Source organism: Pseudomonas sp. Sample_16, from assembly GCF_004307665.1.
In the GTDB taxonomy this organism is placed as follows: Bacteria; Pseudomonadota; Gammaproteobacteria; order Pseudomonadales; family Pseudomonadaceae; genus Aquipseudomonas.
The window spans coordinates 71,690-86,070 of the sequence record NZ_RCOB01000219.1; the positions used below are offsets into that span (position 1 = coordinate 71,690).

Below are 14,381 nucleotides of genomic sequence, written 5' to 3' on the forward strand. Positions count from 1 at the left end.
GTTGAAGCTGCGCAAGGCTACAGAATATCCGGTGGATGCAAAAGATGATTCTGACTTGCGTCAGTTCGGTGCAGCCCAAGGCTTGGGCAAACACAAATCGCGGGCAAAAAAAAATCCGGAAATCCTCACTTTCGTGGGCCTTCCAGACTTTTAAAACAGCTTGAAAATGGTGGGTCGTGTGGGATTCGAACCTACGACCAATTGGTTAAAAGCCAACTGCTCTACCAACTGAGCTAACGACCCGCTGTGTGGTGGCGCGTATAATACTGATTTTTAAGGACTATTCAACACCTATTTTAAAAAAAATCAAAAATAAGGTGTTGGATCGCTGATTCCGGCCGCCGCAAAGCCTTCCGCACGCAGTCGGCAGCTGTCGCACTTGCCGCATGCACGGCCTTCATCATCAGCCTGATAGCAGGAAACGGTCAGGCCGTAGTTGACGCCAAGCTGGGTGCCAGCCTGGACAATCTGCGCTTTGCTGAGGTTTTGCAACGGCGCCTGAATGCGAAAGCCATCGCCCTCTACACCCGCCTTGGTCGCCAGATTGGCCATGCGCTCGAATGACTCGATGAACTCGGGACGGCAGTCCGGGTAGCCGGAGTAATCCACTGCGTTGACACCGATGAAGATGTCGCGTGCGCCGAGCACTTCAGCCCAGCCCAACGCCAGTGACAGGAAAACCGTGTTGCGCGCTGGCACGTAAGTCACCGGAATGCCTTCGCCCAACTCCTCTGGAATATCGATGCTGGTGTCGGTCAGCGCCGAGCCGCCCATGCCATTGAAATTGAGACCGATGACCTTGTGCTCGATCACCCCCAAATCCCGGGCGACACGTTCGGCCGCGTACAGTTCGGCGTGAGACCGCTGACCGTAGTCGAAGCTCATGGTGTAGCAGCGATAACCTTCGGCACGCGCCATGGCCACGACGGTTGCCGAGTCCAGGCCACCGGAGAGCAGGATAACCGCACGTTTTTCCGTAGTGTTCAGTTGTTCAGTCATCTCAGCGCCCCGGCTCGTCATTCCAAAGATACTTGTGCAGCTGCAATTGCAAGCGTACCGGCAGATTATCCGCCACCACCCAGTCTGCAAGATCCCGAGCATTCAGATCATGGTGACTTGGCGAAAACAGGACCTCACCAGCGCGCTGGTCAAGACCATACTGGATCAGCTTGGATACGGACCAGTCATAGTCTTCGCGGGAACAGATGACAAATTTCACCTGGTCGTTCGGCGTCAGCAGCTCGATGTTTTCGTAGCGATTGCGATGCGCTTCCTTCGAACCCGGAGTTTTCAGGTCGACAACGCGACTGACCCGGGAATCTACCGCCGAGATGTCGATAGAGCCACTGGTTTCCAGTGACACTTCGTAACCGGCGTCGCACAAACGCTTGAGCAACGGGATGGCGTTGGGTTGCGCCAGGGGCTCGCCACCCGTGACACAGACATAACGCGGACGGTAACCGGCAACCTGCTCGAGGATATCGTCGAGCGTGCGGATGGTTCCGCCAGTAAAGGCATAGGCGCTGTCGCAGTATTGGCAACGCAGAGGGCAACCGGTCAGGCGCACAAAAACTGTGGGCAGGCCAGCCGTCCGCGTTTCACCCTGCAACGAGTAAAAAACTTCGGTAATTCTCAATGTGTCTTGCATAGTCGCCACGGGCGTAACAGCTAAACAGGCTGTCCGCCTCCGTCAGGCACTTCAAGGAACCCCGGCAATGCGCAGATCCCAAAAAGCGTGTTTCATAAAAAGGGCGTGAATTCTAACGAAAAAACCCGCGGCAAGCGCGGGTTTCTTCGAAAGGGCTCAAACAGCCTTACATTTTCTGCAGATCGCGTTGGGCCAACTGAGCAGCGGAAGTGCCCGGATATTGGGACACCACCTGCTGCAGAATGCCCTTTACCCGGTCGGTGTGACCCAGGCGGCGCTCTACATCAGCAAGCTTGTACAGCGAATCAGGCACTTTGGCGTGTTTCGGGTAAAGCTGAGAAACCTTGGCAAACGCCTGGCCTGCACCTTGCAGATCACCCTTGGCCAGGTTCACTTCACCCAACCAGTACTGGGCATTACCCGAGTATTGGCTATTCGGGTATTTGCGCAGGAATGCGGCGAAGGCCTGGCTGGCCTTGTCGAAATCCTTGGCTTTGATCAGGTCGAAGGCGGCATCGTAATAGAGCTTTTCCTTCGCCGGATCCGCCGGTTCACCGCCTGCCGCAGGTGCTTGAGCGGCGGCCGCCCCTGCACTCGCGCCAGCGGCTGCAGCAGGGGCATTCAGATCGCCACCGCCGGAAGAATTCTCAGGAGTCGCGGCTGGTGCAACGCCGGTTCCTATGCGCCGATCAAGATCCTGATATCGCTCCAGGTTTTCCTGCTTCATGCGCGCTACATCATTTTGCAGAACTTCAATTGCACCTTGCTGGCGCTCGATCTGTTGCTGCATTGATTGCAGTTGGTTGAACAGCTCGCCCTGTGCCGAGACAGGGGCCGAAACCCCTCCCCCGGCATAGGCGCCGTTCGTACCGTAACCTGCAGGCGGATAACTGCTCCCGCTATTGTTATAGCCGGAGTCATTATCGACCACAGGAACCGCAGCCCACGCCGAAAGCGACGCGAGACTGAGAGCCAGGACAGTTACAGCACGACGGCACGTTCGCATGACGAATTACTTACGCAGTTCGACGCGACGGTTTTGAGCCCAGGACTGCTCGTCGTTGCCGGTAGCAACTGGACGCTCTTCGCCGTAGGAAACCAGTTCCAGCTGAGCTGGGGAAACGCCTTGCAGTACCAGGTAGCGTTGAACGGCTTTCGCACGACGCTCGCCCAGTGCCATGTTGTACTCACGAGTACCACGTTCGTCGGTGTTGCCTTCCAGTACAACGCGAGCGCCGTTTGCTTTCAGGTCTTTGGCGTGAACGTCCAGAGCGCGCATGGCTTCTGGCTTCAGGTCCGAACTGTCGTATTCGAAGTAGAAAGTGGTGATAGCGCGCAGAGCAGCTTCTTCGCTCAGGGAGCCGTCAACTGCGCCAGTGTTTGCGCCGTAACCAGCGTTTGGATCTACAGCGCCTTCACCGGCATTGTCGCCGCCTTTGGACGAGCAACCTACAGCTACAGCCATGGCCAGAGCCAGCGCAGCAAATTTACCAAACTTCAGCATTTCCATCGTGAAACTCCTAATGAACCCCAGTGTGTTAAGTAAAACGTATAGCGCCGCGTCAGTTCAGGTAAGGGGACCAGGAAGGTTCTCTGACTTCGCCTTGTGCGGTAGGAAGCGGGAGCCTTACGCGTCCATTGATGGACACGAGCATCAAGACTCCCCGGCCCTGCTGGCGGGTGGCGTAGATTACCATGGTGCCGTTGGGCGCAACAGTAGGCGACTCGTCCAGAGTGCTATCAGTGAGGATTTTTACACTACCGCGCTGCAAATCCTGAGCCGCCACTTTGAAATTGGTGAAACCATCCTGGCGGTGAATCATGACCAGGGTCTTTTCATCAGCCGACAGTTTTGGGTTGGCGTTGTAGTTACCCACGAACGTCACACGCTCCGCACCGCCGCCACCCACGCTGGTTTTGTAGATCTGCGGTTTGCCGCCACGGTCGGAAGTGAAGTAGATGGTCGAGCCATCCTTGCCCCAGAACGGTTCGGTGTTGATGCCCGGGCCGTTGGTGACACGGGTGATCTGACGCGAACCGAGGTTCATCACGTAGATGTCCGGGTTGCCGTCCTTGGACAGCACGAACGCCAGGCGATTGCCATCCGGCGACCAGGCAGGGGCACCGTTCAGGCCTTCGAAGTTGGTGATCTGCTCACGGCGACCGGTGTCGATGTTCTGCATGAACACTCGTGGACGCTTCTGCTCGAACGAGACGTAAGCGATGCGCTTGCCATCCGGTGCGAAACGCGGCGACAGGATCGGCTCGCGCGATTGCAGCAGGGTCACGGCACGGGCACCGTCATAGTCCGAACGTTGCAGCGTGTAGCGCGTGTTCTTCTCGGAGAAACGCTCGGCCGTCACGTACAACAGGCGGGTCGAAAAGGCACCTTTGATACCGGTGAGCTTTTCGAACGACTGATCGGCGATGTAGTGCGACATGTCGCGCAATTGGTCGACGCCGCCAGACACGCTGCCCGTCAGCACTTGCTGCTCGGTGGCAACGTTGAACAGTGCGTATTGCACCTGCAGGCGACCGCCCGCCGGAACAATGCTGCCGACCATGACGTACTGGGCGCCAAGCGCCTTGAAGTCACGGAAGATGATTTCGCTGGCCTGGCTTGGCTGGCTGATCATGTTCTGCTTTGGAATCGGCGAGTAGTAACCCGAGTTACGCAGGTCGTTACCGATGATTTCCGCCATGTCGTCCGGCAGCACGCTGCCGCCCTGGTTACCGAACGGCACAACGGCGATCGGGGTTGCCCGATCACTGCCGCTGGTGACCAGAATGTTTTTTTCATCTGCCATCGCCAATCCTGCCATGCAGCAGATAGCGACGAGCATTCCTCGAAGAAGGTTTCTCACAAGGCTAGATCCTCAGGTGTGAATGTCATCTTGAATGAACGATACGGAGCGAAATCACTCGGCTTCATTCCCTGCATTTCTGTCAAACGTCCAATATTCTTCACCGCTGCCACAGCCGATGCGTCGAACGGACCGTCGCCACTGGACTTGGCCACGCTGACCGAAGTCACCGTACCGTCCGGCAACATGCCGATTTGCAACACGACCGTCATGCCTTTGCGGGCCGAAGGTGGACGAGCCCAGCCTTCCGCTGCACGAGCGCGAATCAGGTCATCGAAACTGCCGGCGACTTCGTCACCCTGCTCATCGGCCAAGGCCTGCTGACGCTGCGGCGTGTCGGAAAGCAAATCTGCCAGGGCCTGAGCCTTTTTGTCTTCGGCGGATTTACGTGCCGCTTCCTGCGCTTTCTTCTTCGCAGCATCGGCAGCAGCTTTCTTCTTCGCGTCTTCGGCGACTTTCTTCTTCGCCTCTTCAGCTTCAGCTTTCTTCTTGGCGTCTTCCGCGGCTTTCTTCTTCGCGTCTTCGACGATCTTTTTCTTCGCTTCTTCAGCGGCCGCTTTCTTGGCCTCTTCTTCAGCAGCCTTCTTGGCTTCTTCTTCCGCTTTCTTCTTGGCTATATCAGCCAATTGTTTCTCTTCGGCCTTTTTGGCTTCGGCGGTCTTCTTCGCTTCATCGGCTTTCTTGGCTTCATCAGCCTTTTTCGCCTCTTCCGCTTTCTTCGACTCGTCGGCCTTCTTGGCTTCCTCGGCCTTTTGAGCCGCTTCTTCTTTCTTTTGTTCCGCAGCCTTCACCGCTTCCTGCTCGACCTTTTTCTGCTCCATCTGCTCGACTTCGGTCTGGCGCGCGGCGGATTTCTTCGCCTCACCCGCAATCTTCTGATTGGTCTGGGTGGTCGCCTGACTTTTCGATTTCAGCTGGTACAGGGTCGCCTGGACAATCGGCTTGGCCGGCGGCAACTCCGGTGTAAAGGCGAAACTGACAAACAGCATGCCGAACACCAGCACGTGCAAGCCAATCGCCCAGACACTAGGCCAGAAGTAGCTTTCCGAGGCGGACGGCTCTCGCTGTTGCTGCATCAGGGCGCCTCGGTAATCAAGCCAACATTACCGACGCCGGCCTTCTGCAACCCGCCCATGGCGCCCATGACAGAGCCGTAGTCGACACTCTTGTCGCCGCGAATGAAGACCTGGGTACGCTTGCCGCCTTCGTTGCCGACGCGAATGATCTTGGTCACCGCATCGGTCATCTGCGGCAGGGTCATGGCCCTGTCCTGTTGCTTCTCGGTGTCGACTTCGCTGCCAAGGTTCCAGTAATAGGTCTTGTCAGACTTGATGGAAATGGTCAGGACCTGGGTGTTGTTGTCCTGCGGCAAGGCTTCGCTGGAAACCTTGGGCAGATCAACTTTCACGCCCTGATTGAGCATCGGCGCGGTCACCATGAAGATGACCAGCAGCACCAGCATCACGTCGATGTAAGGCACTACGTTCATCTCGGCGACCGGCTTGCGCTTGTTTCGTGCTCGAGCGATTAAAGCCATTGGAAATTACCTGCTTATTCTTCGCTGGTGTGCACTTTGCGGTGCAGGATCGCCTGGAATTCATCGGCGAAGGTGTAGTAGCGGCTGATCAGCGTTTCACTGCGAGCGGCAAAACGGTTGTAGGCGATAACGGCAGGGATCGCGGCGAACAGGCCAATCGCGGTAGCGATCAGTGCTTCAGCGATACCGGGTGCAACCGTTGCCAGCGTTGCTTGCTGGGCAGTCGCCAGGCCGCGGAAGGAGTTCATGATGCCCCACACAGTACCGAACAGACCGATGTACGGACTCACGGAACCGACGGTGGCCAGGAAGGGCAGGCTTTGCTCGAGCTTTTCTTCTTCGCGGGAGATCGCGACGCGCATGGCACGGGCTACGCCTTCCATGACCGCTTCAGGGTCAACGCCTGGCTGCTGGCGCAGACGGGAGAATTCCTTGAAACCGGCGCGGAAGATCTGCTCGACACCCGAATCAGGGTCTGGGTTGCTGCCGGCCTGGCGGTAGAGTTTGGACAGGTCGATACCCGACCAGAAGCGCTCCTCGAAGCTCTCCAGGGCACGTCGACCGGCGCGCAGCAGGTTGCTGCGCTGAAAGATCATGATCCATGAGGTCACCGATGCGGCTACCAGGGTCAGCATTACCAGTTGCACCACGATACTGGCATTGCTGACCAGGCTCCACATGGAGGAATGGTCGACGACGTTAGCTTCCACGCTTTATCTCCTGCTTTGAGTGAGTACCCGCGCCGCTCACGTCGGCAAAGGCCGCTCGTAGAGCTTCGGGAATGGCCCGGGGTTTTAAACTGTCAGTGCGCACACAGGCCACCAGAAACTGCCCTTCACAGAGCAGCGCATCATCCGTTGCCCGCCTGACCTGCTGTTTGAAGCGCAGGCTGGCACGGTTCAATTCGATTACTTCAGCGCTTACCAGCAGCTCGTCGTCCAGTCGCGCCGGCGCGTGGTAGCGCGCTTCGCTGGAATGCACGACGAACAACAGGTCCTCCCCTGCCAGCTGCGATTGGGCAAAGCCCAGTTCTCGTAGCCGCTCGGTTCGAGCCCGTTCCATAAACTTGAGGTAATTGACGTAATACACGATGCCGCCCGCATCGGTGTCTTCGTAATAAACGCGACAACGATGTGCGAAAGGCTCAAGCCCGTTTTGCGCGCGCATACTCTAGTGCTTACTCCTCAGGTTGCCAATCGGCCAGGCAACTGTTTTTCATTGTTCTGCGGCTTTCTCGCGAAAGTACGGTCCTAGGACAGCACAATGCCCGAAAATTCAGCACGCAAAAGTTAATTAATCGTCCACGGCATCAAGGAATTCGTCTACCACGGGCATCTCACCCAATCGTGACGGAATGTTTAAGCCGAAGTGCAGGTAGGCATGCCGCGTCACCACCCGCCCCCGCGGCGTGCGCATGATATAGCCCTGCTGGATCAGGTAAGGTTCCAGCACGTCTTCGATGGTGTGGCGCTCTTCACTGATCGCCGCCGCAAGGCTATCGACCCCGACCGGCCCGCCATCGAATTTCTCGATCATGGTCAGCAACAGACGCCGGTCCTGGTGATCGAAGCCGCGCTCGTCGACATCCAGCAGATTCAGGGCCAGATCGGCAATCGGTTTAGTGATATGGCCCTTGGCACGGACTTCGGCGAAGTCGCGTACACGACGCAGCAGACGGTTGGCGATTCGCGGGGTGCCGCGGGCGCGGCGGGCGATTTCGAAGGCGCCCTCCGGGTCGAGCGGCAAGCCGAGGATACTGGCCGAGCGGCTGACAATCGTCGACAGATCGGCGTTGTTGTAGAACTCCAGGCGCTGGACGATGCCGAAACGGTCGCGCAACGGATTGGTCAGCATCCCCGCCCGTGTCGTTGCGCCAACCAGGGTGAACGGCGGCAGATCGAGCTTGATCGAACGCGCAGCCGGGCCTTCGCCGATCATGATGTCGAGCTGGAAATCTTCCATCGCCGGATACAGCACTTCTTCGACAATCGGTGACAAGCGATGGATTTCGTCGATGAACAGTACGTCGTGCGGTTCAAGGTTGGTCAGCAGCGCGGCCAGATCACCCGGACGCTCAAGGACCGGCCCCGAGGTGCTTTTGATCGACACCCCCATTTCCTGGGCGATAATGTTGGCCAGCGTGGTTTTACCCAGCCCCGGAGGACCGAAGATCAGGGTGTGATCAAGGGATTCGTTACGGCCACGGGCAGCCTGGATGAACAACTCCATTTGCTCGCGAACGGTCGGCTGGCCGATGTATTCGGCCAGGCTGACAGGACGAATCGCCCGGTCCTGGACTTCCTCGCGGTCACGAGGTCCACCCGTGGCGGCGATCAGACGATCAGCTTCAATCACTTAGATCATTCCCTTCAGGGCACGACGAATCATGTCTTCACTGCTCAAGCCTTTCTCCTTGATCGCGGAAATCGCCTTGCTGGCTTCCTGCGGCTTGTAGCCCAGGGAGATCAGCGCGCTGACCGCGTCGTTTTCGGCGGTATTGACCGGTGCAGGGCCGTCAGGCTGGTTCGGCACCAGGGCAAACATCGCCGGCACGGTTTCCCAGGCCTTGAAGCGATCCTTGAGTTCGACTAACAGGCGTTCTGCGGTTTTCTTGCCCACGCCCGGCACCTTGGTCAACGCCGATGTGTCCTGGGACTGCACGCAACGCACCAGTTCATCGACCTCCAGACTCGACATCAAGGCCAGGGCCAGTTTCGGCCCTACACCGTTGAGACGAATCAATTCGCGGAAAAAGTCTCGCTCGCGCTTGCCGACGAAGCCATAGAGTAACTGCGCGTCTTCGCGTACGACCAAATGGGTGTGCAAGGTCAGCGGTTCACCGACCGACGGCAAACGATACAGCGTGGTCATGGGCACTTCCAGCTCATAGCCCAGACCATTTACATCCAGAATCAGGTGCGGTGGCTGTTTTTCAGCCAGAGTGCCGCGCAAGCGTCCAATCACGTTACAGATCCTTGAGCGTTGGCCAGCACGAGGCCAGCGACTGACAGAGCAAGGGGTTCGGCCGACAACACAGGCGCGAAACCCTCATTCCGGAAAAAATGATTGCTGATGCTATCAGAGACGCAGGCGCCCGCCACGACTGCGTGCCGCCCCCAAGCCGTGGGGCAAGAGACTGGAGCGGGTGTGAGCATGGCAAATGGCGATGGCCAGGGCGTCCGAGGCATCGATTTGTGGCTTGCTGGTCAGTTTCAGCATATGCATGACCATCATCTGGACCTGCTCTTTATTGGCAGCGCCAGTGCCGACTACAGCCTGCTTGACCTGGGTCGCGGTGTACTCGGCGATTTCCAGGCTTTCTTCCGCACCCGCCACGATAGCGGCGCCACGGGCCTGCCCCAGTTTCAGGGCTGAGTCGGCATTGCGGGCCATGAACACCTTTTCGATGCCCATGGTCACCGGCTTGTACATCTGGATAATCTCCCGCACACCGCGGTAGACAATTTGCAGACGCTCATGCAGCTCGCCCGCGCCGGTACGAATACAGCCAGAGGCCACATACTCGCAGCCGCGCCCGGTATCACGAACAACGCCATAACCGGTGATGCGCGAACCGGGGTCGATACCAAGAATTAAAGTCATAACGCCTGCAGTTGAGTCAAAGCACGATATTCAATACAGCGAATAACAAATGTGGGAGCGAGCCTGCTCGCGATGGCGGTTTCATTTTCAGCAACGATGCTGCCTGAAAATCCGCTATCGCGAGCAGGCTCGCTCCCACAATGAATCCTACTCGCTCTTAACCGAGCTGAGCGGCCACCGACTCCGGGATCTCGGCATTGGAGTAGACGTTCTGCACGTCATCCAGGTCTTCGAGCATGTCGATCAGCTTGAGGACTTTTTCGGCACCTTCCAGATCGAGTTCGGCGCTGGTGGTCGGCAACATGACGATTTCAGCGTCATCCCCTTTGAAACCCGCCGCTTCCAGCGCGTTTCGCACGGAATAGAACCCGGCGAACGAGGTGAACACATCGATCGACCCGTCTTCGTTGGTCACCACGTCATCGGCGTCGGCTTCCATGGCAGCCTCCATCAACGCGTCTTCGTCGACACCGGCGGCGAAGGAAATCTGCCCCTTGCGCTCGAACAGATAGGCCACCGAACCGTCAGTCCCCAGGTTACCGCCGCACTTGCTGAACGCGTGGCGGACAGCGGCTGCAGTGCGATTACGGTTGTCGGTCATGCACTCGACCATCACCGCCACGCCACCCGGGCCGTAACCTTCATAGGTCAACTCGACCACGTCGTCGGTATCGGCAGCGCCAGTACCGCGGGCGATGGCGCGATCGATGATGTCACGGCTCATGTTGGCACCCAGCGCCTTGTCCAGGGCCAGGCGCAGACGCGGGTTGGAACCAGGATCACCACCACCCTGACGGGCAGCAACGGTCAGTTCACGAATCCACTTGGTGAAGATCTTGCCCCTCTTGGCATCCTGACGTTCTTTGCGGTGCTTGATGTTCGCCCACTTGGAATGACCTGCCATAACTCGCTCCGAATTCTCTTTGAAACATTGCCCGCCACGCTGAGTCGCGCCGGCCGGCAAACAAAAATCTTGTACAGCTCTGTCTATAAAGAAAGGGCGCATCCGAAGATGCGCCCTCCAGCCTTACTCGGCCTTTGGTGTTTCGCGCAGGCGAATGTGCAGTTCACGCAATGCCTTGGCATCTACCTGACCCGGAGCCTGAGTCATGACGTCTGCCGCGCTCTGGGTTTTCGGGAAGGCGATCACTTCACGGATCGACTGGGCGCCGGTCATCAGCATCACCAGACGATCCAGACCGAAGGCCAGGCCACCGTGCGGCGGCGCGCCGTACTTGAGGGCGTCGAGCAGGAAGCCGAACTTCTCTTCCTGTTCCGCTTCATTGATGCCCAGCAGGCGGAATACCGATTGCTGCATTTCCTTGCGGTGGATACGGATCGAACCGCCACCCAGCTCGGTACCGTTCAACACCATGTCGTAGGCTCGGGACAGCGCGCCAGCCGGGTTGGCTTCCAGCTCTGCCGGGGTGCACTTCGGTGCGGTGAACGGGTGGTGCAAAGCGGTGAAGCTGCCGTCGTCGTTCTCTTCGAACATCGGGAAGTCGACGACCCACATCGGCGCCCACTCGCAGGTCAGCAGGTTCAGATCGTTACCGACCTTGATCCGCAGCGCGCCCAGGGCTTCGCTGACGATCTTGGCCTTGTCGGCACCGAAGAACACGATGTCGCCGTCAACTGCACCGACGCGATCGAGGATCACGTTCAGGGACGTTTCAGGGATGTTCTTGACGATTGGCGACTGCAAGCCTTCGACGCCTTTGGCGCGCTCGTTGACCTTGATGTACGCCAGGCCCTTGGCACCGTAGATGCCGACGAACTTGGTGTAGTCGTCGATCTTGCTGCGCGGCATGCTCGCCCCGCCCGGTACGCGCAGTGCGGCAACGCGGCATTTCGGATCGTTGGCCGGACCGCTGAACACCTTGAAATCAACTTCCTTGAGTTGATCGGCAACGTCAACCAGTTCCAGCGGGTTACGCAGGTCTGGCTTGTCGGAACCGTAGCGGCGCATGGCTTCTTCGAAGGTCATGTGCGGGAAATCACCGAATTCCAGATCCAGCACTTCCTTGAACAGGTTGCGGATCATGGCTTCGGTCAGGCCCATGATGTCTTTTTCATCGAGGAAACTGGTTTCGATGTCGATCTGGGTGAATTCCGGCTGACGGTCGGCACGCAGGTCTTCGTCGCGGAAGCACTTGGCAATCTGGTAGTAACGGTCGAAGCCGGCCACCATCAGCAGCTGTTTGAACAGCTGTGGCGATTGCGGCAAGGCGAAGAACGAACCGGCGTGAGTACGGCTTGGCACCAGGTAGTCACGGGCACCTTCCGGGGTAGCGCGGGTCAGGATCGGCGTCTCGACGTCGAGGAAGCCGTTTTCGTCAAGGAAGCGACGGATGCTGGTGGTCATGCGCGAACGCAGACGCAGCTTCTCGGCCATTTCCGGGCGACGCAGGTCGAGGAAGCGGTAGCGCAGACGGGTTTCTTCGCCGACGTCGGAGAACTCGTTCAACGGGAACGGCGGGGTTTCCGATTCGTTCAGCACTTCCAGTTCATAGCCCAGGACTTCGATCATGCCCGACGCCATGTTGGCATTGGTGGCACCGGCCGGACGCAGGCGGACCTTACCGGTGATCTTCACGACGAATTCGCTGCGCACGCGATCAGCGGCGGCGAAGCTCTCAGCGCGGTCCGGATCGAACACCACCTGGGCCAGACCGTCACGATCACGGATATCGAGGAAAATCACCCCACCGTGGTCACGGCGACGATGAACCCATCCGCAAAGGGTAATTTCCTGGCCTTCCAGGCTTTCGTTCAGTTGGCCGCAATAATGGCTGCGCATCATGGTAGTGGTTTCGCTTCTCGTAATTCGAAATTCGGTTGCAGGCCTCGCATACATAGGGTGCGAGGGCTCGCGCGTGTCGTTCAAGCCAGGCTCTGAACCTAGTCAGCTTTGTCGCCGCCGGCCAGATTTTTCTTGGAACCGGTCTTGAAATCAGTCTCGTACCAGCCGGTGCCGCTGAGGCGGAAACCCGGCATGGACAGCATCTTTTTCAGCTCTGGCGCCTGGCAGGCAGGGCAGTCGACCAGCGGTGCATCGCTGATCTTTTGAATGGCTTCCAACTGATGACCACAGGAAGCACATTGGTAATCGTACATCGGCATGGGGGTTGTCTCGGCGATCAGATTGCTACCGCACACGCTGGGTTTTGCGGCAAAGAGCGGGATTATATCCATTAAATGCAGCCTGTGCAGCCGTAAGACTGCACAGATCGACACGCAATCCTTTCAGTGCCACCGGTCAAGCCATGCCCCTGCAATTCCCGCCCTTGAGACTGTGCACGACACAGACCACCCGCACCAACCCGCTGAAGTTCTTCACCCCGCCATGACGCAAGTGCACCTCGCGATCAAGGTGGGACAACAGTGCACTGACCGAACAGCAGTTGGCTTTGGCCATCTGGGCCAAGATATCCCAGTAAACCTGCTCCAGCCGCATACACGTGGCAAAACCATTCAAACGCACCGATCGGGACAACGGCTGAACCAGCCCCATATCGAATTCACTGACAAACGGATCAATCCTTGAGTCTTTAACCGGACCGCTCCACCCTTCGTTTCGCCTCTCTCCATAAACCATAACGCTGACACTCCTTTGCCATATCTGGTTTCCATAAGCGCAATCTGTGTGCTTATAAAACCGCGAGGACAACGTTATATCCAGATGACTTTTTGCCCATCCGCGTAGGAGAAGCCAACAGTTGAGGGGAGATCATGGAGCGCGTCCTACTCCGGAGCTTTTCCTACAATTGGTAGCGAAGACTCATTCAAGCATCACGCACTTTCGAGGGAGACAAACGCGCGAACAGCACTCACCCCGTGCCGTTCGCGCGCCCGGATGTTACTGGTCCAGCAGTGCGCGCAACATCCACGCGGTTTTCTCGTGAACCTGCATACGCTGGGTCAGAAGATCGGCTGTCGGCTCGTCGCTGACCTTGTCCAGCAACGGGAAGATGCCGCGAGCGGTGCGTGTTACAGCTTCCTGGCCTTCGACCAACTGCCTGATCATGTCTTCGGCAGCAGGCACGCCCTCCTCCTCTTTGATGGAAGACAGCCGCGCATAAACGGCGTAGGCACCGGGTGCCGGAAATCCGAGTGCACGGATCCGCTCGGCAATCGAATCGACCGCCAGGGCCAATTCGTTGTATTGCTCCTCGAACATCAGGTGCAGGGTCCGGAACATCGGCCCGGTGACGTTCCAGTGGAAGTTATGGGTTTTCAAATAAAGTACGTAGGTGTCCGACAACAGGCGCGAGAGCCCCTCGACGATGGACTTGCGATCCTCTTCACTGATACCGATATCGATTGCCATGTTTTTCCCCTAAAGGTGATGAACTTCATCCAACAGGTGCAGGACCACTCTAGCAAGCCTGTCGTCGCATCGCAGCCCTGGATTGCCCGGGGTCCCGCGACAAATCGTCCCCAACACACCGCTGGACGCCCTGATTTGAGTAGCCTGCGGCTTTGCTGTTAAATAGACATCGTGTCGTGGGTGCCTATTTTTCCGGGTGCCGCGCATAGGCTGATATCGGGTACGTGTCCAACGCCTCCTATTGTTCTGAAGCGAACCGTGCCTCGTCAGCTCTTCCTTGTGAGCCGTCTTAACGTGAGTCAATCAAAATGTTGAAAATCGTCCACCTGCTAATAGGTGCAGCGGCCTTGCTGCTGTCCTTCATCCCTAGCCTGCGATCCGAAGCCGTACCTTACCTGC

19 protein-coding genes and 1 tRNA gene are annotated in these 14,381 nt (G+C 57.9%); 2 read left to right on the forward strand and 18 right to left on the reverse strand.

The window, feature by feature from the left end; translation table 11 throughout:
• The first annotated feature begins 1 nt into the window (after window position 1).
• Window positions 2–154 (forward strand): hypothetical protein, encoded by a 153-nt coding sequence (locus D8U69_RS29575; protein ID WP_177434608.1) that lies wholly within the window; start codon window positions 2–4, stop codon window positions 152–154.
• A 13-nt stretch (window positions 155–167) separates the two neighbouring features.
• Here the strand turns inward: D8U69_RS29575 and D8U69_RS29125 are convergent.
• The 18 genes from D8U69_RS29125 to D8U69_RS29210 form a co-directional block, all read right to left on the reverse strand.
• Window positions 168–243 (reverse strand) — tRNA-Lys (locus D8U69_RS29125).
• Between the two features lie 63 nt (window positions 244–306).
• Complete coding sequence (gene queC / locus D8U69_RS29130) at window positions 307–999, reverse strand: 7-cyano-7-deazaguanine synthase QueC (protein WP_056852654.1); 693 nt, start codon at window positions 997–999, stop codon at window positions 307–309.
• Between the two features lies 1 nt (window position 1,000).
• The gene (queE, locus tag D8U69_RS29135) at window positions 1,001–1,648 is read right to left on the reverse strand and encodes a 7-carboxy-7-deazaguanine synthase QueE (RefSeq protein ID WP_056852655.1); all 648 of its coding nucleotides are present in this window, start codon (window positions 1,646–1,648) and stop codon (window positions 1,001–1,003) included.
• Between the two features lie 166 nt (window positions 1,649–1,814).
• On the reverse strand, window positions 1,815–2,654 hold the full coding sequence (gene ybgF, locus D8U69_RS29140) for a tol-pal system protein YbgF (RefSeq protein ID WP_056852656.1): 840 nt from the start codon (window positions 2,652–2,654) through the stop codon (window positions 1,815–1,817).
• Between the two features lie 6 nt (window positions 2,655–2,660).
• Window positions 2,661–3,158: a peptidoglycan-associated lipoprotein Pal gene (gene pal, locus D8U69_RS29145; protein WP_003178634.1), complete on the reverse strand. Its 498-nt coding sequence runs from the start codon at window positions 3,156–3,158 to the stop codon at window positions 2,661–2,663.
• A 52-nt stretch (window positions 3,159–3,210) separates the two neighbouring features.
• Window positions 3,211–4,512, reverse strand: a complete 1,302-nt coding sequence (tolB, locus tag D8U69_RS29150; protein WP_056852657.1) for a Tol-Pal system beta propeller repeat protein TolB — start codon at window positions 4,510–4,512, stop codon at window positions 3,211–3,213.
• Window positions 4,509–5,588, reverse strand: a complete 1,080-nt coding sequence (gene tolA / locus D8U69_RS29155; RefSeq protein WP_130908648.1) for a cell envelope integrity protein TolA — start codon at window positions 5,586–5,588, stop codon at window positions 4,509–4,511. The genes tolB and tolA overlap by 4 nt, the downstream gene beginning before the upstream one ends.
• Window positions 5,588–6,040, reverse strand: coding sequence for a protein TolR (gene tolR / locus D8U69_RS29160; RefSeq protein WP_162130368.1), 453 nt, complete (start codon window positions 6,038–6,040; stop codon window positions 5,588–5,590). Before tolR ends, tolA begins: the two co-directional genes overlap by 1 nt.
• Before the next feature lie 23 nt (window positions 6,041–6,063).
• The gene (gene tolQ, locus D8U69_RS29165; RefSeq protein ID WP_034149144.1) at window positions 6,064–6,759 is read right to left on the reverse strand and encodes a protein TolQ; all 696 of its coding nucleotides are present in this window, start codon (window positions 6,757–6,759) and stop codon (window positions 6,064–6,066) included.
• Window positions 6,749–7,216, reverse strand: coding sequence for a tol-pal system-associated acyl-CoA thioesterase (gene ybgC / locus D8U69_RS29170; RefSeq protein ID WP_056852659.1), 468 nt, complete (start codon window positions 7,214–7,216; stop codon window positions 6,749–6,751). Before ybgC ends, tolQ begins: the two co-directional genes overlap by 11 nt.
• A 126-nt stretch (window positions 7,217–7,342) precedes the next feature.
• Complete coding sequence (gene ruvB, locus D8U69_RS29175; RefSeq protein ID WP_056852660.1) at window positions 7,343–8,404, reverse strand: Holliday junction branch migration DNA helicase RuvB; 1,062 nt, start codon at window positions 8,402–8,404, stop codon at window positions 7,343–7,345.
• Window positions 8,405–9,013 carry a Holliday junction branch migration protein RuvA gene (ruvA, locus tag D8U69_RS29180; protein WP_056852661.1) on the reverse strand — a complete coding sequence of 203 codons (609 nt, stop codon included), beginning with the start codon at window positions 9,011–9,013 and terminating at the stop codon, window positions 8,405–8,407.
• Between the two features lie 114 nt (window positions 9,014–9,127).
• Complete coding sequence (gene ruvC, locus D8U69_RS29185; protein WP_056852662.1) at window positions 9,128–9,652, reverse strand: crossover junction endodeoxyribonuclease RuvC; 525 nt, start codon at window positions 9,650–9,652, stop codon at window positions 9,128–9,130.
• Between the two features lie 157 nt (window positions 9,653–9,809).
• On the reverse strand, window positions 9,810–10,556 hold the full coding sequence (locus tag D8U69_RS29190) for a YebC/PmpR family DNA-binding transcriptional regulator (RefSeq protein WP_007977329.1): 747 nt from the start codon (window positions 10,554–10,556) through the stop codon (window positions 9,810–9,812).
• 123 nt (window positions 10,557–10,679) lie between these two features.
• On the reverse strand, window positions 10,680–12,455 hold the full coding sequence (aspS, locus tag D8U69_RS29195; protein ID WP_130908649.1) for an aspartate--tRNA ligase: 1,776 nt from the start codon (window positions 12,453–12,455) through the stop codon (window positions 10,680–10,682).
• 98 nt (window positions 12,456–12,553) lie between these two features.
• Complete coding sequence (locus D8U69_RS29200; RefSeq protein ID WP_007977333.1) at window positions 12,554–12,775, reverse strand: zinc ribbon domain-containing protein; 222 nt, start codon at window positions 12,773–12,775, stop codon at window positions 12,554–12,556.
• 136 nt (window positions 12,776–12,911) lie between these two features.
• Window positions 12,912–13,250 (reverse strand): ribbon-helix-helix domain-containing protein, encoded by a 339-nt coding sequence (locus tag D8U69_RS29205; RefSeq protein ID WP_056852664.1) that lies wholly within the window; start codon window positions 13,248–13,250, stop codon window positions 12,912–12,914.
• Between the two features lie 261 nt (window positions 13,251–13,511).
• Entirely contained in the window at window positions 13,512–13,982 is a 471-nt protein-coding gene (locus tag D8U69_RS29210) for a Dps family protein (protein WP_056852665.1), read from the reverse strand.
• 308 nt (window positions 13,983–14,290) lie between these two features.
• Here D8U69_RS29210 and D8U69_RS29215 point away from each other — a divergent pair.
• Window positions 14,291–14,381: cold shock domain-containing protein membrane protein (locus tag D8U69_RS29215; protein WP_277751173.1), on the forward strand; the 91-nt coding region annotated here is incomplete at its 3' end.

What these genes read in the sequence shown, in the direction of transcription:
- queC (WP_056852654.1), bottom strand. Translation starts at nt 999, where the DNA reads ATGACTGAACAACTGAACACTACGGAAAAACGTGCGGTTATCCTGCTC.
- queE (WP_056852655.1), bottom strand. Translation starts at nt 1,648, where the DNA reads ATGCAAGACACATTGAGAATTACCGAAGTTTTTTACTCGTTGCAGGGT.
- ybgF (WP_056852656.1), bottom strand. Translation starts at nt 2,654, where the DNA reads ATGCGAACGTGCCGTCGTGCTGTAACTGTCCTGGCTCTCAGTCTCGCG.
- pal (WP_003178634.1), bottom strand. Translation starts at nt 3,158, where the DNA reads ATGGAAATGCTGAAGTTTGGTAAATTTGCTGCGCTGGCTCTGGCCATG.
- tolA (WP_130908648.1), bottom strand. Translation starts at nt 5,588, where the DNA reads ATGCAGCAACAGCGAGAGCCGTCCGCCTCGGAAAGCTACTTCTGGCCT.
- ybgC (WP_056852659.1), bottom strand. Translation starts at nt 7,216, where the DNA reads ATGCGCGCGCAAAACGGGCTTGAGCCTTTCGCACATCGTTGTCGCGTT.
- ruvC (WP_056852662.1), bottom strand. Translation starts at nt 9,652, where the DNA reads ATGACTTTAATTCTTGGTATCGACCCCGGTTCGCGCATCACCGGTTAT.
- D8U69_RS29190 (WP_007977329.1), bottom strand. Translation starts at nt 10,556, where the DNA reads ATGGCAGGTCATTCCAAGTGGGCGAACATCAAGCACCGCAAAGAACGT.
- aspS (WP_130908649.1), bottom strand. Translation starts at nt 12,455, where the DNA reads ATGATGCGCAGCCATTATTGCGGCCAACTGAACGAAAGCCTGGAAGGC.
- D8U69_RS29200 (WP_007977333.1), bottom strand. Translation starts at nt 12,775, where the DNA reads ATGCCGATGTACGATTACCAATGTGCTTCCTGTGGTCATCAGTTGGAA.
- D8U69_RS29205 (WP_056852664.1), bottom strand. Translation starts at nt 13,250, where the DNA reads ATGGTTTATGGAGAGAGGCGAAACGAAGGGTGGAGCGGTCCGGTTAAA.
- D8U69_RS29210 (WP_056852665.1), bottom strand. Translation starts at nt 13,982, where the DNA reads ATGGCAATCGATATCGGTATCAGTGAAGAGGATCGCAAGTCCATCGTC.